Raw genomic sequence first — 21,718 nt, forward strand, 5'->3', positions numbered from 1 at the left:
ACACAGACGTGCGATTTCCCAACCAACGGCTGGCGCAGTTGTTTTGTTTACTGGAAAACGAAGCACTGCCTCAGGATGAACTGGCTCGCCGCCTGGCTGTCTCCACCCGCACAGTCAGGGCAGATATTACGGCACTGAATACATTGCTGGCCTGCCATGGCGCGCAATTTATTTTGAGCCGGGGAACCGGCTACCAGTTGCGGGTTAACGACCCGGGCCGTTTTGGTGAGTTACAAAGCCAACACCAGGCACCATTACGCGTTCCCCGCACCAGTGCCGACCGGGTTAACTACTTACTGGTGCGGTTTTTAACTTCGGCGTTTTCCCTCAAACTTGAAGACCTTGCCGATGAATGGTTTATCAGCCGGGCAACGTTGCAGGGCGATATGGCGGAAGTGCGCGATGTGCTGGCTCGCTATAATTTGTCGATTGAAGCAAGGCCCCGGCATGGCATGAAACTGTTCGGCGATGAAACCGCTGTGCGGGCATGCCTGACGGACTTACTGTGGCAAATCAGCCAGCAGGACAGTGACAGCCCATTAATACAAGAAGAAGCGCTGAATTCCGGTGTGCTGGCGGCACTGGAACCCACTTTGCAAAACTGCCTTGAGCAGTTTGCCATCCGCATGACAGACGAGAGCGTTGATTTTCTCAGGTTTTATTGCGCAGTGGCCGTGCGGCGTATTAGTGAAGGTTACCCCATTGCCAGTTTCCACGCCGACAACGTAGATGAACCTGTGCGCCAGGCCGCCAGTACCATGAGCCACCTGTTACAGCACCTGAGCGGCAAAGCGCTGTCAGATGCAGAAGAAAACTGGTTACAGGTACATTTTGCCGCACGCCGTATTCTGGATGCCGACCCTTGTGCTATTAGCGCCGATGACGACGAAGCGCTGGTCAGCTACATTCTGCGTTATATCAACAGCCACTATAATTACGATTTGACCCGCGACCAGCAACTGCACGCCGATTTGCTGACCCACATTAAAACCATGATTACGCGGGTTCGCTACCAAATCCATATTCCCAACCCATTGCTGCAAAATATTAAACAGCATTACCCGCTGGCGTGGGATATGACACTGGCGGCAGTTGCCAGTTGGGGAAAACATACGCCATACACCATTAGTGAAAATGAAGTGGGTTTTCTGGTGTTGCATATCGGTGTCGGGCTGGAACGCCACTACGACATAGGCTGGCAACGTAACCCTCAGGTGCTGCTGGTGTGCGATACCGGTAATTCCACCGTGCGCATGATTCAGGCCCAACTGGTGCGTAAATACCCGCAAATTGAAGTCACACGTATTATCTCCCTGCGGGATTACGAACAACTGAACACCGTTGCCGAAGACTTTGTTATCAGCACTGCGCGGCTGGCGGAAAAAGACAAACCGGTTGCCACTATGTCGCCGTTTCCTTCCGATTACCAGGTAGAGCAAATAGGCAAGCTGGTGCTGGTGGACCGCACCCGCCCCTGGATGCTGGAGCGGTTTTTTGATGCGCGCTATTTTCGTATTATCGATAAGCCCGTCAGCCAACAGGCTCTGTTCACCAGCCTGTGCCAGCAACTGGAGAGCGAAGGCGTTGTCGGGCCAGATTTCCTGCCTTCAGTGACTGAGCGTGAAGCCATTGTCAGTACCATGCTGGGCGACGGCATTGCGTTACCACACTCGCTGGGTTTGCTGGCACATAAAACCGTGGTGTACACCGTACTGGCCCCACAAGGTATTCCCTGGGGAGATGAAACAGCAAAAGTGATTTTCCTGCTGGCTATCAGTAAAGAAGAATATGAAGAAGCGATGGCGATTTACGACCTGTTTGTGACGTTTTTGCGCGAGCAGCGTATGCCATTACTGAAAGACTGCCGGGATTTTGCTGAATTTAAAGCCGTGGCGGTATCCTGCCTGAATACTGCTCAGAGCTAGCCTGTTCAGCACAACCACAAGACGGGCACTGGGGAAAATTTTGCTGTAAGGCACACCGAAAGCCCACCGAAAATACAGGCGGAGACCATCACAAAAAAATACAGCACCGCGCCATATCATATAGGGTAGGTGCTGTATTTTTTATTACTTCAACTGGCTTTCACCGGCTTTAACGCAGGTGGTGGATAACCTGGTTGCTGCTACCGCGCCAGATCAACGCCGGGTCGCGTAAATCCTGCATGTACTTGCCATCAACCAGCGCATTAATCAGCGCAACAACTTCTTGCTGTGCATAATTCAGCTCGCTCAGCAGGTAACCGGTCCAGACCCAGATGTCTTTGCCCGGGCACTCGCGGCATATGCGCTGCACCAGCCGTAACACAGCAGGCACATTGGCCGGGTGAAGAGGGTCGCCACCAGACAGCGACAGCCCCTGGCGTTTCACCCGGGTGTCTTGCAGGTCGGCGATTATCCTGTCTTCCATTTCCTGGGTGAACGGCACCCCGGAGTTCACCCGCCAGGTGCTTTTGTTGTAGCAACCGGGGCATTCATGAACGCAACCGGCGACAAACAACGTGCACCGGGTGCCGGGGCCATTCACCACATCCACCGGGTAATACTGGTGGTAATTCATAATTAACCCAACTGGCCGTTATTGAGGTGTTTCACCCGGCGCTTCACTTCTTCCTGCTTACCGGCATTGAACGGGCGTGCATCCGGGCTGCCCAGGTAACCACAAACACGGCGGATAACAGACACCCGTGAAGAATCATGGTTGCCGCATTTCGGGCAGGTGAAGCCTTTGCTGGTGCACTCAAACTCACCAGTAAAACCACACTCATAGCATTCATCAATAGGCGTGTTAGTGCCGTAATACGGAACATGCTGGTAGCTGTAATCCCACACATCTTCCAGCGCGCGCAGGTTGTGTTGCAGGTTCGGGTATTCCCCGTAGCAAATAAAGCCCCCATTACTCAACGGCGGGTACGGTGCTTCAAAATCGATTTTGTCGTAAGGGTTAACCTTTTTCTCCACATCCAGGTGGAAGCTGTTGGTGTAATAGCCTTTGTCTGTTACGCCAGGCACTACGCCAAATTCGGCGGTATCCAGGCGGCAGAAACGGTCGCACAGGTTTTCACTCGGGGTACTGTACAGGCTGAAACCGTAGCCGGTTTCTTCTTTCCATTCGTCCACTGCTTTACGCAGGCGGGCGACAATGGCAACGCCAATTGCGCGCAGTTTTTCATCGTCATAAATATGGCGGTTACCGGACAACGCGTTAATGGTTTCATGAATGCCGATATACCCAAGCGAAATTGACGCACGGCCGTCTTTAAATATTTGCGCGACATCATCATCGGCTTTCAGGCGCACACCACATGCACCTTCCATATACAGAATTGGTGCAACACGGGCTTTTACACCTTCCAGGCGGGCGATACGTGTCATCAGGGCTTTCTTCGACAGCTCAAGGCGGCTGTCCAGCAGTTTCCAGAATTCGGTTTCATCGCCTTTGGCTTCCAGCGCAATACGCGGCAGGTTCAGGCTGATAACCCCAAGGTTATTACGCCCGTCGTGAATCTGCTCGCCGTTTTCTTCATAAACACCCAGGAAGCTGCGGCAGCCCATTGGTGTTTTAAAGGAACCGGTCACCTTCACTACCTGATCGTAATTCAGGATATCCGGGTACATACGCTTACTGGCACATTCCAGAGCCAGTTGCTTGATATCGTAGTTCGGGTCACCGTCACGGTGGTTCAGGCCATCACGGATCGCGAAGACCAGTTTGGGGAACACCGCAGTTTTGCGGTTTTTGCCCAGCCCGGCAATGCGGTTACGCAGAATAGATGTCTGAATCAGACGGGATTCCCAGCCGGTACCCAGCCCAAAACCGAAGGTGACGAAAGGTGTCTGGCCATTCGCGGTATGCAGCGTGTTAACTTCATATTCCAGAGACTGGAAGGCATCGTAACACTCTTTTTCAGTGCGTGAGCGGGCATAACCTTCGGCATCAGGGATCTGCCATTCATCTGCAGTTTTGCGGTGTTTTTGGAAACTGGCAGTAACGAATGGCGCCAGAATTTCATCAATACGGTTAATAGTGGTGCCACCGTAAATATGGCTGGCAACCTGCGCGATAATTTGTGCGGTAACCGCCGTGGCAGTAGAAATGGATTTCGGCGGTTCAATTTCCGCGTTACCCATTTTAAAGCCCTGAGTCAGCATGCCTTTTAAATCAATCAGCATGCAGTTAAACATGGGGAAGAAGGGCGAGTAATCCAGATCGTGATAGTGGATTTCACCACGTTCATGAGCCAGTACGACATCACGGGGCAGCAGATACTGTTTGGCGTAATGTTTAGCCACAATCCCGGCCAGCAAATCACGCTGAGTGGGGATGACTTTGCTGTCTTTGTTGGCATTTTCATTGAGGATAGCCGTGTTGGTTTGCTCTACCAGACCACGTATTTCCTGGTTGAGCTTGCCGCGTTTTTCGCGGGCGACATCACGGTCATGGCGATATTCAATGTAAGCGCGCGCCAGTTGTTTATGGTTTCCGGCCATTAACTGGTTTTCAACAGCGGTCTGAATTTCATGGATATCGACCTGGCTACGGCCTTCCATTTGTGCACGGACGACTTCTGCGACGGTGGCGCAATAGTCTGCGTCATCGACACCTGCAGCTTTAGCGGCACGAAGAATGGCTTCTTTAATGCGCTCTGAATTGAAAGGTACTTTGCACCCATCTCTTTTCAACACGTGCGGTGTCATGATCTCTCCATTTTTAAAAACAGGTTTTCCACAGAAACAAAGGTTCAGAAATAAGGCGCTATGTATCAGGAATACGCCAGAAAGCCCTTCTCTTTGCCTCGATTTATCCACAAATACTTCCCTTGCGGAAATGTGGCCTTAGTAAGGTATAACAGATGATTACTACAATATGTAGTTGAGGAATGCATTTTAGTGTCTACATGTAGTGATTTGCATCAAACATGTTTGCGTTTTTTTTGATGCAGGACAAAGTAATCTGGCGGAGAAGCTATGGCGCGGCTTGCTGGCTGAACGTGAAATAGGCAGTCAAACTTTTTTCTTAAACGCGTTCAAAAAACAACCAAAATATGCTGATTATGCAAACATTTCAGGCCAGCTTTTTCAGCCTGGCCTGAGTCCCTGGGAATAACCAGGATTAATCGGAGGATGCCTGCCACCAGACAGCTTCAAAGGGCCGCAATGTGATGCCTTCTGGTTGTAATGGTGGATGAGGGTAGTTGGCCGCCAGAACCTTTGCTGTACCTGGTAAAGCACAACCGGCCCAGGTTTGTGGCTGCGGGCTGAGGTTGATGGCGACCACCAGTTGCCGGCCCTGCCAGGTGCGGCGGTAGCACCACAATGTTGGTGCATCGGGCAGCAGGTCTTCATAGTCGCCCCAGGTTATTACCGGGTGTGTTTTACGCAGGCGAATCAGGTGCTGGTAGGTGTAAAACACTGAATCCGGGTTATCCAGTGCGGCACGGGCATTAATTTCCGGGTAATTCTCACACACGCCTATCCAGGGTGTTCCCTTAGTAAAGCCAGAATGTGGGCTGCTATCCCACTGCATTGGTGTGCGGCTGTTATCGCGGGATTTACTGGCCAGCACTGCCAGCAGTGTTGCCTCACTTTCACCACGCTGCTGCCCTGCGGCAAACATGTTCAGGCTCTCTACGTCGCGGTATTCCTCAATGGTGCGGAAATGCGGGTTGGTCATGCCCAACTCTTCACCCTGGTAGATATACGGCGTGCCCTGTAACCCATGCAGCGCCAGCGCCAGGGCTTTTGCCGCCACTTCCCGCAACGGGCCTTCACTCCCAAAACGGGACACAATGCGCGGCTGGTCGTGGTTACACCAAAACAGCGCATTCCACGCCTGGTTGTGCATGCCCTGCTGCCACCAGGTAAAAATCTTTTTCAGTTCGATAAAGTCCGGTTCGGCCAGGGCCCATTTTTGCCCGTTCGGGTAATCCACTTTCAGGTGATGGAAGTTGAATGTCATAGATAATTCGCGGCCATCGAGCGCGGCATACTGGCGGCAGTGCTCCAGCGATGTCGACGACATTTCACCGACAGTCATTAACTGGCGCGGAGCAAACACTTCACGGCTGAATTCCTGCAAAAAATCATGAATGCGCGGGCCATCGGTATAAAAACGGCGGCCATCACCACCGGGGATATCTTCCGGCCAGCCGGGGTGTTTGGACACCAGGTTCACGACATCCAGCCGCAGGCCATCAACGCCCCTGTCTGCCCAAAAATGGCATATCTGCTGGAGCGCCTGGCGCACTGCCGGGTTTTCCCAGTTTAAGTCTGCCTGTTCAGGCGCGAACAAATGGAGGTAATGCTGCCCGCTTGCGGCATGCCATTGCCAGGCACTGCCACCGAATTTTGCCTGCCAGCCGTTAGGCGGTGTATTGGGTGTGCCATCGCGCCAGATATAGAAATCACGGTGTGGGTCTTGCGGGTTTTCTGCTGCACGGAACCACGCATGTTCAGTGGATGTGTGGTTAAACACCATGTCCAGAACGATGCGAATACCGCGCTGGTGGGCTGCTGCAACCAGGTTATCAAAATCGCCCATGGTGCCGTACGCCGGGTCAATGGCCTGGTAATCGGCAACGTCGTACCCGTTATCAACCTGAGGAGAAACATAAAACGGCGTCAGCCAGATGGCGTCCACACCCAACGTTTGCAGGTAGTCCAGCCGCTGGATAACACCGGCCAGGTCACCCGTGCCACTGCCGGTAGTATCCTGAAAACTTTTCGGGTAAATCTGGTAAATCACACCGTTTTGCCACCAGGGCAGAGTTGTTGTCATTGTGCTTTCCTGCATCATCAAAAAGGAACAGGCGGGTAAGCCGCCTGTGAAGTAAAGACTTAAATCACCTGCAATGTGCCCTGATGGTTTTTTCGTTTGTACAGCACCGTGGTCAGAATAATGGGCACAACAATGGCGACCGCCATGGCAAGTGAAAAGGTGCCCCAGAAACGTGGCTGAATGGAGAGAATGCCCGGGATACCACCCACGCCAATGCCGTTTGCCAGTACACCACTTAACCCGCACAGCAGCGCGGCCAGCCCTGAGCCTGTCATGGCGCACAACATGGGGAAACGGTACTTCATGTTAATGCCGTACATAGCAGGTTCAGTGACGCCCAAAAAAGCGGAAATGGCGGCAGGGACAGAGATTTCACGTTCATTTTGTTTACGGCTGACCAGGATAACGCCCACAACGGCAGCACCCTGAGCAATATTGGACAACGCAATCAGAGGCCAGACAGGTGTACCGCCCATGCTTTGAATCATCTGCATGTCGATGGCCAGCGTGGTTTGGTGAACACCGGTAATCACCAGTGGGGCATAGAGAAAACCAAACAACGCGGCGCCAATTGGGGCAAAACTACCGGTCATCAGGTGGCGTACTGCAAAGGCAACACCGTCACCAATCATGCGGCCTGCGGGGCCAATCAGCGCGTGGGCAAGGAAAACTGCCAGTAACAGCGAACAGACCGGTACCACCACCAGGTAGAGGTAATCAGGAACCAGGCGTTTAAGGCGGGTCTCAATCATGCCCAGCGCCAGTCCGGCGAGCAGTGCCGGAATAACTTGCGCCTGGTAACCCACTTTTTGAATGGTAAACCAGCCGAAGTTCCACACTTCAGGAACCTGGCTACCCAGCAGGTAGGCGTTCATCAGTTGGGGGGATACCAGCGTGATGCCCAGCACAATCCCCAGAATGGGCGTCCCACCCATTTTCTTCACTGCTGACCAGCAGATCCCCACAGGCAAATAGAAGAAAATAGCTTCACCAATCAGCCATAAGAAGTCGTACAGGGTTTTTAATGCTGGGTACACTTGCGCCAGGGTTTCGCCGTTGCGAAAGGGCACATCGCCAATGACATTACGAAAACCGAGGATCAACCCGCCGCTGATAAGTGCCGGCAGGAGCGGGAAGAAGATCTCGGCAAAATGGGAGATCCAGCGTTCATGCCATTTCATATTCTGGCGTGCGGCCTGCTTCACCTGGTCTTTATTGGCGGAGCTTTGCCCGGTGTGCGCCAGCAGCGCCTGGTACCAGTCACCAACGTTAGTACCAATCACCACCTGGAATTGCCCGGCATTGGTAAAACAGCCTTTCACCATTGGCAAGGTTTCAATGGTTTTCGGCTGAGCCAGCGCCGGATCATTCAGTACAAAACGCAGCCGGGTAATGCAGTGGGTTACGGTGGCGATATTTTCCTTGCCACCCACCAGTGCAATCAGCGTATCAATATCCTGCGGGTTAATTTTTTTCATGGTAAATCCCTGTGGAGGTAGGTAAAGGCATCAGCGTGTTTTGCCTGCCCGCAGGGTAGCTATTTTCGTATTGGGTTAAAATGGGAACGTTCCCGAACCAGGGCGATGATCACAATAAATCGCCTTTTGCCTGATGAAGCTCGGGGGATCAGCCTGTCGTTATTGGTGGGGCCAGCCGCGCGGTGATCACTATCTGGCGGGGCGACTGCTGGTGGTTGATCTGATCAATTAATTGCCGGGCAGCCTGCTCGCCCGCTTCGTTGTAACCCGGATCCACGGTGATAATTTCCGGGTGCAGAAAACGCACTAACGGTGTGTTGCCCACGCTGGCTAATTGCAGGTGAGTGATATGCTGCTCCTGCAGATATTTACTGGCACCAATTGCCAGCATATCTGTTGCGCAGACCAGTGCCGTGGTGGCTGGGGTTAACACGCCCGCGGTATGGTCATAGCCCTGCTGCATGCCAAGCCCGGGCAGGGCCGCGCAGGGCGGGATTTGGTAGTGCTCGCAACTGCTCAGGTAAGCCTGGTGGCGGCGCAGACCTGTGGTGGTATCGCTGTGGGGGGCACCAAGAAAACTGATATGGCGGTGGCCTTGTTGGTAAAGCTGCTGCATCAAAAGCGCGATAGCGCCGTTATCGTCATAACAGACTGAAGCAAGCCCCGGGGCATCCCGGGCCAGTAAAACCAGTGAATCACGCCAGCCTGCCAGAACGCTTTCATTAATGCCGGTAAAGCCAAACAACACAATGCCATCGATATGGCGCAACCGCATCACACGCAGATGCTCTTCAACACGCTCTGGCGAAAACTGGCTTTCCAGCATAATTGGGTCGTAGCCTTGTTCATAAAACAACGGCAGCATGGTTTGAACGGCCAGGTTTTCTGACAGGGAATCCAGGCGGGTAACGATAATCGCCACCACTTTGTCGCTTTGCCCGCGCATGGCTCTGGCGGAACGTGAAGGGCTGAACCCTTGCTGGAGCATTACCGCTTCCACCCGCTCACGGGTTTTCTCACTGACGCCGCTTTCATTATTCAGCACCCGGGAAACGGTGGATTTGCCAACGCCACTGAGCCGGGCGATATCTTTGATTGTCAGGCGTTCTGGCATATCAGGGTCATCCTTCAGGTTGGTAGTGGCGTCGGCGGTATAATAATGCCTGACGCGCCAGATTTCCCCTGTTTGCCTGCAAGAAAAGTGTTTGCCAGCAAGAAAAGCGGAACTCACCCTGGTTGAGCTGCCGTTTACACAGCAGGGAGTACTATACGCGCGCTAAACGTGGGCCTGGTGGCGTGGTTATTCCACCAGATATGCACCAGACCTGTTTTTTTCACCTTACCGGAGGACTCATGGACCCTGATCCAGCACCTCATTTAACCGAGAACTACTTCACCCGGTAAGGCACGCCTTTTTCCGCCGTTGCCTTACTGGAACATGTAATGCAGCGGCGTCTTCGTATGACGTCCCTGTTGTTTTTGTTTTCGCCACGCAACCCTGTGGGTACCTGCGTGGTGCTGTTCTGTGTGCCTGCCACTGGCTGTGAAGGCGCACGGAGGGATAATTATGCATGTAAAAAAAATGACTCGTCGTCTCTTTTCTCAATTGATTCGCCGTTTACCCCACCGCCTGGTGGCACGCGACCCATTACTGGACAGCCGTTCAGCACACCAGGCCGGCACCATGCCAGCAGGCCTTGCTGAACAGTGCCTTAAAGTGGCGCAAATGCCAGAAAACGAACTCTGGCAGGCATTTAACAGCCACCCGGAAGGGCTGGCTGCCGATGCAGTAGCGCGGGCACGGGCACAGCATGGCTTCAACCGTATTCCGGAAGATGCGCCCACACCCTGGTGGGTTCACCTGTGGCAGTGTTATCGCAACCCCTTTAACCTGCTCCTGACTGTGCTGGCAATCATCTCTTATTCAACCGAAGACTTGTTTGCCACGGGCGTTATTCTGTTGATGGTGGCGATTTCTACATTACTGAACTTTGTGCAGGAAGCGCGCTCCACCAAAGCGGCAGATGCGCTGAAAGCCATGGTCAGCAACAAAGCAACCGTGTTGCGCATGGTGGATGAACTGGGTACCACTCGCTGGTGCGAGATCCCTTGTGATCAACTGGTTCCCGGCGATATCGTCAAGTTATCTGCCGGTGACATGATCCCCGCAGATCTGCGGGTGGTTCAGGCGCGGGATCTGTTTATCGCCCAGGCTTCCCTTACCGGGGAATCGTTGCCGGTAGAAAAAGCAGCCCACAGCCGCCAGGCTGAACAACGTAACCCGCTGGAAAGCGACACGTTGTGTTTTATGGGCACTACCGTGGTGAGCGGTACCGCACAGGCAATGGTCATTGCCACCGGGGGAAATACCTGGTTTGGGCAACTGGCTGGCCGGGTTACACAGCAGGAAAATGAACCTAACGCGTTCCAGAAAGGTATCAGCCGCGTCAGTATGTTGTTGATTCGTTTTATGCTGGTGATGGCACCCGTTGTACTGCTGATTAACGGCTACACCAAAGGCGACTGGTGGGAAGCGGCGCTGTTTGCGTTGTCTGTGGCTGTTGGCCTGACACCAGAAATGTTGCCCATGATTGTCACCTCCACACTGGCGCGCGGTGCCGTAAAACTGTCACGCCAGAAAGTGATTGTGAAACACCTGGATGCCATTCAGAACTTCGGTGCCATGGACATTCTGTGCACGGATAAAACCGGCACACTGACTCAGGACCGCATTATTCTGGAAACCCACACAGATACCGCCGGGGAAGTCAGCAACCGGGTTCTGCACCTTGCCTGGCTGAACAGCCATTACCAGACCGGCCTGAAAAACCTGCTGGATACAGCAGTGCTGGAACGGGTGGACGAATTCCAGGCCAGGGCGAATGTTGAGCACTGGCATAAAGTGGATGAGATTCCGTTCGATTTTGAGCGCCGCCGTATGTCGGTGGTGGTGAGTGAAACGCCGGATGCACACCTGCTGATTTGCAAAGGGGCATTACAAGAAATGCTGGATGTGTGCACCCATGTGCGCCAGGGCGAAGAAATAGTACCGCTCAGTGATGCGCTGCTGGTGAGAATCCGCCAGGTAACGGATGACCTGAACCGCCAGGGGTTACGTGTGGTGGCCGTTGCCAGTAAATTCCTGGTCGCCCGGGAAGGGGATTACAGCCGGGCAGATGAATCAGACCTGATTCTGGATGGCTATATCGCATTCCTGGACCCGCCAAAAGAGAGCACTGCACCGGCACTGAAAGCCCTGCATGCCAGTGGTATCACAGTCAAAATTCTGACTGGCGACAGCGAACTGGTAGCAGCGAAAGTGTGCCGTGAAGTGGGCCTGGATGCGGGGGATGTCATCACCGGAGACAGTATTGAAACCCTGGATGACATGGCACTGGCAGAACTGGCGCGCCATACCGTTGTTTTTGCCCGCCTGACGCCACTGCACAAAGAGCGTATTGTGCGCCTGCTGCGCCAGGGCGGCCATGTTGTGGGCTTTATGGGTGATGGTATTAACGATGCCCCGGCATTACGTGCGGCAGATATCGGTATTTCTGTCGATGGTGCCGTGGATATTGCCCGTGAAGCCGCTGATATTATTCTGCTGGAAAAAAGCCTGATGGTGCTGGAAGCCGGTGTCATTGAAGGGCGGCGCACGTTTGCCAACATGCTCAAATACATCAAAATGACGGCCAGCTCTAACTTCGGTAATGTGTTCAGCGTACTGGTTGCCAGTGCTTTCCTGCCCTTTTTGCCGATGTTGCCACTGCACTTACTGATTCAGAACCTGCTGTACGATGTATCCCAGGTTGCCATTCCGTTTGATAACGTGGATGACGAGCAAATTCAGAAACCTCAGCGCTGGAACCCGGCAGATTTGGGGCGGTTTATGGTGTTTTTTGGCCCAATCAGCTCCATTTTTGATATTTTGACCTTCTGCCTGATGTGGTTTGTGTTCCACGCCAATGTGCCGGAAGCACAAACTTTGTTCCAGTCTGGCTGGTTTGTGGTTGGCCTGCTGTCACAAACACTGATTGTGCATATGATTCGTACCCGCCGGGTGCCGTTCCTGCAGAGCCGCGCTGCATGGCCGCTGATGGTGATGACGCTGGTGGTAATGAGTATTGGGTTGTGGCTGCCATTCTCTCCGCTGGCTTCATACCTGCAATTGCAGGCGTTGCCGCTCAGCTACTTCCCGTGGCTGGTGGGGATCCTCGCCGGATATATGGCGCTGACACAACTGGTGAAAGGGGTTTACACCCACCGTTACGGCTGGCAGTAATACCGCTGTTTTTGCCAGATAAACAAACGGCCTGCCAATTATAGAGCAGGCCGTTTACAGTTGCGGTTCCGTTACCCGTTACACCAGGGAAAGGTGAGTACGCGGAATGGCAATTGCTTCAATTTCAATTTTAACGTCTTTCGGCAGGCGAGCCACTTCAACACAAGAGCGCGCCGGGAAAGCCGCATGGTGCTCATTAAAGAACGCTTCGTATTCCGCATTCACTGTGGCGAAATCGTTGAGGTCTTTGACAAACACAGTGGTTTTAACAATATCGCCAACTGCCAGCCCGGCGGCTTCCACAATGGCTTTCACATTATTCAGAGACTGGCGAGCCTGGGCGGTGATATCTTCCGGAACGGTACCGGTTTGCGGGTCTACCGGAATCTGGCCAGACGTCATAATCATGTTGCCCAAATTCACACCCTGAACATAAGGGCCAATAGCGGCAGGGGCTTTATCGGTACTGATTTCGCGTGACATATTTACTCCTGTTAATTAACCAGCCGTAGAAAAGATGCCCACCATTATAGGGAGCATCCGGGCCATTGCCAGCATTGCCAGCCTGTACTCAGTCATTCACAACTTAATCACTCAGAACTTAATCGTTCAGAACGACATGGCGGGCAAACTCTTTCTCACAGTACTTACACTTCAGGGTGACGGCTTCATCACGCACTTTCACACTAAAACTGGAAGCGACAGGTTCATTGTGGCTGATGCAGTTTGAGTTCGGGCACACCAGCACGTTATCCACACGCTCTGGCAGGCTGGGGCGGCTCTTACCCACCACGCTGTAATCGTCAATCCGGTTAACAGTGGCATGGGGGGCATACAGTGCCAGTTGGTTTACCTGCTCTTCGGTTAAAAACGTATTCTCGATTTTGATAAGGTCTTTGCGGCCCATTTCACCGGAAGGTAAATTCAGGCCGATAGTGATGCGCTGGTCGGTTTTGGTCAACTGGAACAAAGAGAGCAGTTTAAACCCGACCTGAGCCGGAATGTGGTCGATAACTGTGCCGCATTTAATGGCTTCAACCTGCAATTTTTTATCGTCAGTCATTATCTTGTCTCCCTTACAGTGCCAAATCTTCATTCAGAACCAGTGCCAGCAGTGCCTGGCGGGCAAAAATGCCATTCCCCGCCTGCTGGAAATACCAGGCATGAGGGGTTTTATCAACATCGGTCGCGATTTCGTCAACACGCGGCAATGGATGCAGCACTTTCATGTTGCTACGGGCACCTTCCAGGTCACTGGCGCGCAGCACAAACTGGGCTTTCACATTGGCATATTCAGAAGGGTCGAGGCGCTCTTTCTGTACCCGAGTCATATACAGAATGTCCACTTCTGCCATAACGGCATCAATGCTGCCATGCAGGCTCCACTGGATGCCTTTTTCTTCCAGCATATCGAGAATATATTGCGGCATTGCCAGCGCAGACGGGGCGATAAAGTAAAAACGGTTCCCGTTGAATTTTGCCAGTGCCTGAGTCAGTGAGTGAACGGTACGGCCATATTTCAGGTCACCTACCATGGCGATATTCAGGTTTTCCAGCCGGCCTTGTGTTTCCTGAATGGTGAACAGATCCAGTAAGGTTTGGGTGGGATGCTGGTTGGAGCCGTCACCCGCGTTCAGTACCGGAACATGGCCGGAGAATTCGGTTGCCAGGCGTGATGCCCCTTCCTGGGGGTGACGCATGACAATGGCATCCACATAGGTACTGATTACCGAAATGGTGTCTGCCAGTGTTTCGCCTTTTTTGCCAAGCGAGGTATTGCTGCTGTCAGAGAAGCCAACCACAGCCGCGCCCAACCGGTGCATGGATGTTTCAAAGGAGAGGCGGGTACGGGTTGAGGCCTCGAAGAAACAACTGGCGATAACCTTGTGCTTTAACAACTCCGGTTGTGGGTGCGCTTTTAACTGTGCGGCTGTTGCCAGCACCAGTTCAAGCTCCTCCCGGTTAAGATCATTAATCGAAATGATGTGTTTTTTATAAAGCGGATTGGCCATGTTTCTCTCCTGTTAACGAAACGCGGGCAAAAAAAAGCCCCTCAACGAGGGGCTCTGGATCGGTGCAACGGGAAGACAGCACCTGTATTCAGGTGAGTACTCAAAACGGCTTGTGGAATTGGCGTAACCATGCATCCCCCCGGCAAATTGTCCGGCATTATACGCATCCTGAGTTCCTCATCAAGGCGTAAATGCACATTTTTTTATCGTACCGCAACCGGTTGCGATAAAACGGCGGTCAGGCCAAAAGTTTGCACAATTTTGTGGTGCAAATGGGGCGTTTTAGTGACATCCCGGGGAGCGACCCAGACAACACTGCTGCCTGCCACTACGCCTAAAACATCAGGGAGTGCGCGGTAATCAAGTATTTTCCCAACCGCACGCCCGTAGCCTGCCACGGTATGGAGAATAACAAACTCGGCGTTGTGCTCCACACTGATGACCATCTCGCCAATGGCCCGCCCGGCACTGGGTTCTGGCTGTTCCTGTGGGCTGAGGCTGTAGATTTTCTCCCCCCGGGCATTACGAATTTTAATGACCCCAAGAATACGCAATAAACGTGAAATCGTGGACTGGCTAATGGCCTGAAAACCGTGGCGTTGCATGTCACGCCGTAACGCATCCTGGCACCCGTAGCTGTGGTTGATGATTAACCGCTGGCATAATGCCAACTGTTGCATCTCCTTTTCAGACGATGTAATCGGGGTTTTCATACTGCATCCTGTTCTTCAAAATAAAACTAAATATTGTGCTAACTGTTTAACATAACTGGATTATTTAAACCGCCGGGCCAGTCTTCCTTTGGCAAGCTCAGGTCAACTGGCCGGAAAAAAATCAGGCTATGCTCAGTGAACCCTGCAAAACCAGCAGCAGTGTCCAGGCTGCAGCCAGCACAATGGCAATCACCAGCCACCACTCGGCGTTGTTGAACATAAGGCGGTTCTGGATGCGGCGCTGCCAGATATACACCAGTATGCCGGGGGCAAAGAGCAGGGCGCTCAACAGCATGGAGTCCCCGGCGGCATAACACAGCCAGAAACCATAAACCGTGGCGATAATACCCAGGGCAATCGCTCCGCCACGGCGTTCATTTTCCTGGTAACGCTCACCTGTCAGCGCCAGTTTTAATCCATAAGCTGCACTGAACAGATAAGGCGGTAAAATCGCGGCGGTGGCAATGGAGAACAATGCCTGGTAACCTGCCTGGTAGAAGAGAGTCAGTAGCAGAAATACCTGAATCAGGCCATTGGTTATCCAAAGCGAGAAAGAAGGAGAATGGCGGCTGTTTTCCCGGGCAAATACCGCGGGGAAGATGCCATCCTGCGCGGCTACTCGCGGGAGTTCCGCGGCAAACAAGGTCCAGGCTAGCAGTGCTCCGGCAACAGATAAAATCACTCCGCCAGCCACGAAACGGGCACCCCACGGGCCGACAACATGTTCCAGTACCCCGGCCATCGACGGGTTCTTCAACCCGGCCAGCGTGGCCTGGTCCAGGATCCCCATAGAAAGCACACTGACCAGCACATAAATAGCCAGCGCGCCCAGTAAGCCGGTGACTGTCGCTTTACCAATATCAGAACGCCGGGCGGCACGGGCAGAAACTACGGTTGCGCCTTCAATACCAATAAATACCCAGGTCGTTACCAGCATGGTGTTTTTGGTTTGGTCGAACAGGCTGCTGTGCGTGTTACTGGTTTGCATCACACGCCCCCAGAAATCAGCTGTAAAAATACCCATTCTGAATGCCAACAGGGCGGCGATAATAAAGACAATCAACACCAGTACTTTGATAATGGTAAGCAGTGAGTTGATCCATGCGGCTTCCCGCACACCACGCAACACCAGCGCGTGTACCAGCCACAGAACAATTGATGCGCCAACCACAGAGATAAGGTTGTTGCCTTCCCCAAAGACAGGAATAAAAAAGCTCAGCGCGCTGAACAGCAGTACGGCATAGGATACATTGCCGAGCCACGCGGAAAACCAGTAGCCCCAGGCTGCCTGGAAGCCAATAAAGTCGCCAAACCCGGCGCGGGCGTAACTGTAAATCCCGCCATCCAGCTCCGGGCAGCGTGCGCTCAGGTTCTGGTAGATAAAAGCCAGGCACAGCATACCAATGCCGGTGATAACCCAGCCTGCCAGCAGTGCGCCGGGTGACGCCACCGCCGCAAAGTTTTGCGGCAGGCTGAACACCCCACCGCCAATCATTGAACCGATAACCAGGGCGACCAGTGCGCCCAGCCCTAATTTTTTCTCACCGAGTTCCGCTGTATGGGAATCGGTGTCGCTATGTGTGACATCTGCCATCGTCGTTCTCCCGCTGCCCGGGGGCAGCCTGTGGATAATGCGGCAGGCTCTGCTGCCGCATGACTGTGTTATTCACCCAGGGTTGCCACCATGACGGCTTTAATGGTGTGCATGCGGTTTTCTGCTTCATCGAAAACGATGGAACGGGGGGATTCAAAAACGCTTTCGGTTACTTCCAGCCCTTTCAGGCCCCAGGTTTTTTCAATCTCTTTGCCAACCGTGGTTTCATCGTTATGGAATGCTGGCAGGCAGTGCATAAATTTCACCTGTGGGTTACCAGTGGCTTCCACCACGGCATCGTTGATTTGGTAGGGCTTCATCAGTGCCACACGTTCTGCCCAGGCTTCTTTGGCTTCACCCATCGACACCCAGACATCGGTATAGAGGAAATCCACACCCGCCACGCCTTCCTGTACGTTGTCAGTCAGCATGATGCGTGCGCCAGTTTGTTTGGCGATGTCCTGGCACTGTGCAACCAGTTCAGGCTCTGGCCAGAATGCTTTGGGAGCCACCAGGCGGATATCCATGCCCATTTTCGCCGCGCCCACCATCAGGGAGTTGCCCATGTTGTTACGGGCATCGCCCAGGTAAGCAAAGGCGATGTCTTTCAGCGCACGACCTGGTGTGTGTTCCTGCATGGTCATCAGGTCGGCCAGAATTTGTGTGGGGTGGAATTCGTTGGTCAGACCGTTCCATACCGGGACGCCTGCGTATTGCCCCAGCTCTTCCACAATGGCCTGGCCGTAGCCACGGTATTCAATAGCGTCGTACATCCGCCCCAGAACACGGGCGGTATCTTTCATGGATTCTTTATGGCCAATTTGTGACCCGGTCGGCCCAAGATAAGTAACCTGCGCACCCTGGTCGAACGCGCCAACTTCAAAAGCACAGCGGGTACGGGTGGAGGTTTTTTCGAAGATCAGCGCAATGTTTTTGCCTGTCAGCGTTTTCTTTTCTGTTCCGGCTTTTTTGTCAGCCTTCAAAGAAGCAGCCAGCTCCAGCAGGTAGTTAATTTCAGCAGGCGTAAAATCGAGAAGTTTTAAAAAGTTTTTATTTTTCAGTGAAATGGTCATTTTTATATCCTTTCTTGGGATAACACTTTTCTGCCCCTGCCTGGTGGTGGCAGGGAACGCGTGTGGTAATAAAAAGTGAGAATCAGTTGTTTGAGATACGGGTGCCTTTGTCGCCCGCCAGAATCGCCAGGCCGTCTTCCAGGGCTCCAATACCGGCAATTCCGTGGCATTGCTCAACAAACTGGCAGCAGGCGGCCACTTTCGGGCCCATGGAGCCTGCATCGAAGGTCATGGTCTTGAGTTCCGCCGGGGTAACCTGTGCCAGCGGGCGCTGGTCTGGCTGCCCCCAGTTGAGATACACCCCGTTGGCGTCAGTCAGGATCAACAGTGCATCTGCTTCAATCTGGCGGGCCAGCAGTGCTGCGGAGAGGTCTTTATCAATCACCGCTTCAATGCCGTGATAACCATCGCCTTTTTCAACTACCGGAACACCGCCGCCGCCGTTGCAAATGACCAGGTGGCCGCGCTGGATCAGGGCGCTGATGGCATCACTTTCCAGGATACGTTTCGGTTGGGGTGACGGGACCACCCGGCGTGTCCACTCGCCATCCTGGCGGAAAACCCAGCCTTTTTCGGCGGCCAGTGTTTCAGCCTGAGCCCGGTCATACACCGGACCGATATACTTGGTCGGGTTGCTAAATGCCGGGTCACTGGCACTGACTTCTACCTGGGTTAGCAGCACACTGATTTCCTGGTCGGGCAGGGCGTTTTTCAGGGTTTGCTGCAACATATAACCAATCATGCCCTGGCTTTCTGCTCCCAAAATATCCAGCGGATACGGGGCAACTTTGTCGAAGGCGCTATTTTGCAGAGCCAGCAGGCCAACCTGCGGGCCATTTCCGTGCACCAGTACCACCTGCCACTGGCGGGTGAGTTGAGCTATTGTCCGTGCTGCCAGTGCAATATTTTCGCGCTGAACAGACGCCTCAAGAGGCTGGCCGCGTTTGAGCAGTGCATTGCCGCCAAGGGCGACGACCAGTGTGGGTTTACGTTCCGTCATGTTCGTTGTTCTCCGTTCTCAAATGCCATCACGTTCCAGCGGGCAGCTCATGCAGCGTGCACCACCACGGCCACGCCCCAGTTCATTGCCCGGAATGGGCAGTACGGTGATTCCGGCTTTATCGTATTTTTCGTTGGTCCAGGTGTTGCGTTCATAGCCGACAACCACACCCGGGCGCAGTGTCAGTACGTTGTTGGCGTCATTCCATTGTTCGCGCTCTGCTTCGAAGGCATCGCCGCCAGTGGTTATCAGTTTCACCTGGTCGATATGCAGGGCCTGTTCCAGTGCATGGAGTAAATTGGGTGCCTGCTGGCGTTTCAGCCCACCCCGGCCATCGGGCGTCAGCACCCAGCACTGTGCGTTCTGCCGCACCACTTCCGGGTAAACGGAGAAGGTGTCGATATCAATGTGGGTCATCACGGTATCCAGGTGCATACAGGAGCGGTGTTTGGGGAGCTCCAGCGCAATGACTTGTTTTGCCTGGTGATGCTGGAATAGTGATGTGGCGAGAAATTCCACCCCTTGTGGTGTGGTGCGTTCAGACATGCCAATTAAGACCGCATCGCGGCCAATCACCAGCACATCTCCGCCTTCCAGTGTGGCGTGGTCATAATTAATATTTTCATCGCCGTAATATTTAACAAAATCACCAGCAGAAAATAATGGGTGCCAGCGGTAAATAGCACGCAAATTATTTGTTTCTCGCTGGCGGGCTGTTTTTGCCATTGGGTTAATTGAAACGCCGTTATAAATCCAGCAGGATGTATCACGGGTGAATAAATGGTTAGGTAATGGCTTCATAATAAAATCGGTGGCGCTATGGGTATCTGTCACCATATTTTTAATATGCCCGGGTATTTCACCATAAGTGACCCCACCAGTAAGGCGGCGCGCCAGTTCGCGATGCGGTAAATCAGCCAGCCATGCACGAACATCGGAGGCAAATGCCGGCCCCAGGCGGTAGTCGGATATTTGGGTGCTGAGCAACCAGTCGCGGGCTTCTGTGTTATCCAGCGTTTCGCTCAGTAAATCAGTGAGTAGCAGCACCTCCACACCCTGCGCACGCAGTGTGTTGGCGAAGATATCATGCTCTTCACCAGCCTTTTCTACTGACAGTACATCATCAAATAATAAGTTCTGGCAGTTCGATGGCGTCAGGCGTTGTAAGCTAAGGTTAGGGCGGTGCAGTAACACACTGCGTAATTGCCCTATTTCTGAACCGACATAATGTTTTTGCATATTTAATCCTCATTATATTTTATTCCGCAAGCCAGTTTTAAATAGCAGTTATCCGCATCCTGTTATTGAGTAAACAGAATGGTAATTGTCTGTAGTTCCGGCCTGGTGGTGTTGGCTGTAAATTGTTTTGTTGAGGTTATTAAAAGCAGTTTGTAGAGGTGATGCAATCCGAAAAACAAAACTGTTTTGTTTGTTTGATATGGCTCTTAAATAATGAAAATTGCACCGAGTTAAATCTGAATAAATAATCTGTAGTTAAGTTTTAATATTTATGTTTGTTATGTGTTTGTAAAAATATGCAAAACAATAAATATTTTAATTTATTGATTTTAAATGATTATTTTGATAAATATGCATAACTATGCAAAAAATACTCTTTTTGATTTTATTAGCGCCACTGTGAGAGAAATAGTTAACCGTAAAACTGCATAGAAAAGAGAAAAACAAAACTGTGAGTGTGAAGACTTTTTTTTAGCATGGTCATAAAAATCAACAGGATGGTGGCTTTTTTATGCACTTATTTGCATAAGTTGTGCATAAATACGGCATGGCAGGTGCATAAAAAATGCCTGGGCAATAACAAGTGATTTACATCAGTGGAGATAAACATGCGGTGGATATCAAAGACAATAATTTACGCTGGTATGGCAGTACGATTCATCGTATAAATCAGAGAGTGAAACACGGTTTTAATAAGGAACTCCCATGATCATTGGTAACATCCATAATTTGCAGCCCTGGTTGCCAGATGCGTTACGCCAGGCCATTGAGTATGTAAAAGCACATGTCACTGACGAAACCCCCGCAGGTAAATATGAAATTGACGGCAACCGTCTGTTTTATATGGTTTCTAATGATGTCACAGAACCCTTTGCCGACCGCAAAGCGGAATATCATGCCCGTTGCCTGGACATTCAAATTGTTCTGAATGGCAAAGAAGGGATGACGTTCAGCACACATCCGGCAGGCAAACCAGACACTGACTGGCTGGCAGATAAAGATATTGCGTTCCTGGCCGCTGGCGTGGACGAGAAAACGGTTGTGCTGAATGAAGGTGACTTCGTCGTATTCTGGCCGGGCACCGTGCATAAACCGCTGTGTGCTGCTGGTGAACCCGGCAAAGTACGTAAGGTTGTCGTGAAATTGCGTGTGAATGATTGAGTAGAGCAGGGGGCCTGGCCCCCTATGCCCGCTCACGGGCTGTGAAGCTACATTGAGTGCATCACTGCAGGTGAGCGGAACCGTCACCGCAGTAACCATAATCTGCCAGCACGGAGCAAATTGCGCGCCGTGCCAGCCACTCAGCTTTTACTCACCCACTGCGCCCGGCGCCCGCAGGGGGCACTGGCCTCACCCCCTTTTTGTGGCCGGCAAAATCGCCGCTACGCGGACATTCGGCTTACCCCGGCGGCCTGTTCGGGTACCGCTCCGAGTCGGCATCCTGCCTCCCGTCGCTCTGCCTGCGTCCTGCAGGCAGCCCCGGCCCGCCAGGCACGCCTCAACGATTTAGAGGCCACACCCCACACCCGCCTGTAATATCTCAGCAAAAA

Annotated in this window: 16 protein-coding genes; 3 read left to right on the top strand and 13 right to left on the bottom strand. The window is 52.6% G+C overall.

Features of this window, described 5'->3' with window-relative positions; all coding sequences use genetic code 11:
* The first annotated feature begins 8 nt into the window (after positions 1-8).
* Positions 9-1,925 (top strand): transcription antiterminator, encoded by a 1,917-nt coding sequence (locus DT73_RS20165; protein ID WP_036114206.1) that lies wholly within the window; start codon positions 9-11, stop codon positions 1,923-1,925.
* A gap of 169 nt (positions 1,926-2,094) precedes the next feature.
* Here the strand turns inward: DT73_RS20165 and nrdG are convergent, their stop codons facing one another.
* From nrdG to treR, 5 genes are all read right to left on the bottom strand, one after another.
* On the bottom strand, positions 2,095-2,559 hold the full coding sequence (nrdG, locus tag DT73_RS20170) for an anaerobic ribonucleoside-triphosphate reductase-activating protein (protein ID WP_036114161.1): 465 nt from the start codon (positions 2,557-2,559) through the stop codon (positions 2,095-2,097).
* Positions 2,560-2,561: 2 nt separating this feature from the next.
* The gene (nrdD, locus tag DT73_RS20175) at positions 2,562-4,697 is read right to left on the bottom strand and encodes an anaerobic ribonucleoside-triphosphate reductase (protein WP_036114163.1); all 2,136 of its coding nucleotides are present in this window, start codon (positions 4,695-4,697) and stop codon (positions 2,562-2,564) included.
* Positions 4,698-5,112: 415 nt separating this feature from the next.
* On the bottom strand, positions 5,113-6,777 hold the full coding sequence (treC, locus tag DT73_RS20185) for an alpha,alpha-phosphotrehalase (protein ID WP_036114168.1): 1,665 nt from the start codon (positions 6,775-6,777) through the stop codon (positions 5,113-5,115).
* A 59-nt stretch (positions 6,778-6,836) separates the two neighbouring features.
* A complete protein-coding gene (gene treB, locus DT73_RS20190; RefSeq protein ID WP_036114173.1) occupies positions 6,837-8,255 on the bottom strand; it encodes a PTS trehalose transporter subunit IIBC in 1,419 nt (472 codons plus the stop codon).
* A 148-nt stretch (positions 8,256-8,403) separates the two neighbouring features.
* A complete protein-coding gene (treR, locus tag DT73_RS20195; protein ID WP_036114176.1) occupies positions 8,404-9,369 on the bottom strand; it encodes a trehalose operon repressor TreR in 966 nt (321 codons plus the stop codon).
* A gap of 468 nt (positions 9,370-9,837) precedes the next feature.
* Between treR and mgtA the strand changes: the two genes are divergently transcribed.
* Positions 9,838-12,537: a magnesium-translocating P-type ATPase gene (gene mgtA / locus DT73_RS20200; RefSeq protein ID WP_036114209.1), complete on the top strand. Its 2,700-nt coding sequence runs from the start codon at positions 9,838-9,840 to the stop codon at positions 12,535-12,537.
* A 78-nt stretch (positions 12,538-12,615) separates the two neighbouring features.
* Here mgtA and ridA read toward each other — a convergent pair whose 3' ends face one another.
* The 8 genes from ridA to arcA form a co-directional block, all read right to left on the bottom strand.
* Positions 12,616-13,020, bottom strand: a complete 405-nt coding sequence (gene ridA, locus DT73_RS20205; protein WP_036114178.1) for a 2-iminobutanoate/2-iminopropanoate deaminase — start codon at positions 13,018-13,020, stop codon at positions 12,616-12,618.
* Positions 13,021-13,138: 118 nt separating this feature from the next.
* Positions 13,139-13,600, bottom strand: a complete 462-nt coding sequence (pyrI, locus tag DT73_RS20210; RefSeq protein ID WP_036114182.1) for an aspartate carbamoyltransferase regulatory subunit — start codon at positions 13,598-13,600, stop codon at positions 13,139-13,141.
* 13 nt (positions 13,601-13,613) lie between these two features.
* Complete coding sequence (gene pyrB / locus DT73_RS20215) at positions 13,614-14,549, bottom strand: aspartate carbamoyltransferase (protein WP_036114185.1); 936 nt, start codon at positions 14,547-14,549, stop codon at positions 13,614-13,616.
* A 203-nt stretch (positions 14,550-14,752) separates the two neighbouring features.
* Positions 14,753-15,262: an arginine repressor gene (locus DT73_RS20220; RefSeq protein WP_051691489.1), complete on the bottom strand. Its 510-nt coding sequence runs from the start codon at positions 15,260-15,262 to the stop codon at positions 14,753-14,755.
* Between the two features lie 121 nt (positions 15,263-15,383).
* Positions 15,384-16,856 carry an arginine-ornithine antiporter gene (gene arcD, locus DT73_RS20225; RefSeq protein WP_036114188.1) on the bottom strand — a complete coding sequence of 491 codons (1,473 nt, stop codon included), beginning with the start codon at positions 16,854-16,856 and terminating at the stop codon, positions 15,384-15,386.
* Positions 16,857-16,924: 68 nt separating this feature from the next.
* The gene (gene argF / locus DT73_RS20230) at positions 16,925-17,929 is read right to left on the bottom strand and encodes an ornithine carbamoyltransferase (RefSeq protein ID WP_036114190.1); all 1,005 of its coding nucleotides are present in this window, start codon (positions 17,927-17,929) and stop codon (positions 16,925-16,927) included.
* 82 nt (positions 17,930-18,011) lie between these two features.
* A complete protein-coding gene (gene arcC, locus DT73_RS20235; protein ID WP_036114193.1) occupies positions 18,012-18,929 on the bottom strand; it encodes a carbamate kinase in 918 nt (305 codons plus the stop codon).
* Positions 18,930-18,947: 18 nt separating this feature from the next.
* Positions 18,948-20,168: an arginine deiminase gene (gene arcA, locus DT73_RS20240; RefSeq protein WP_036114195.1), complete on the bottom strand. Its 1,221-nt coding sequence runs from the start codon at positions 20,166-20,168 to the stop codon at positions 18,948-18,950.
* A 705-nt stretch (positions 20,169-20,873) separates the two neighbouring features.
* Between arcA and DT73_RS20245 the strand changes: the two genes are divergently transcribed.
* A complete protein-coding gene (locus DT73_RS20245; protein ID WP_036114197.1) occupies positions 20,874-21,329 on the top strand; it encodes a YhcH/YjgK/YiaL family protein in 456 nt (151 codons plus the stop codon).
* Positions 21,330-21,718: the final 389 nt, after the last annotated feature.

Source organism: Mangrovibacter sp. MFB070 (assembly GCF_000705335.1).
GTDB classification, from domain to species: Bacteria; Pseudomonadota; Gammaproteobacteria; order Enterobacterales; family Enterobacteriaceae; genus Mangrovibacter; species Mangrovibacter plantisponsor.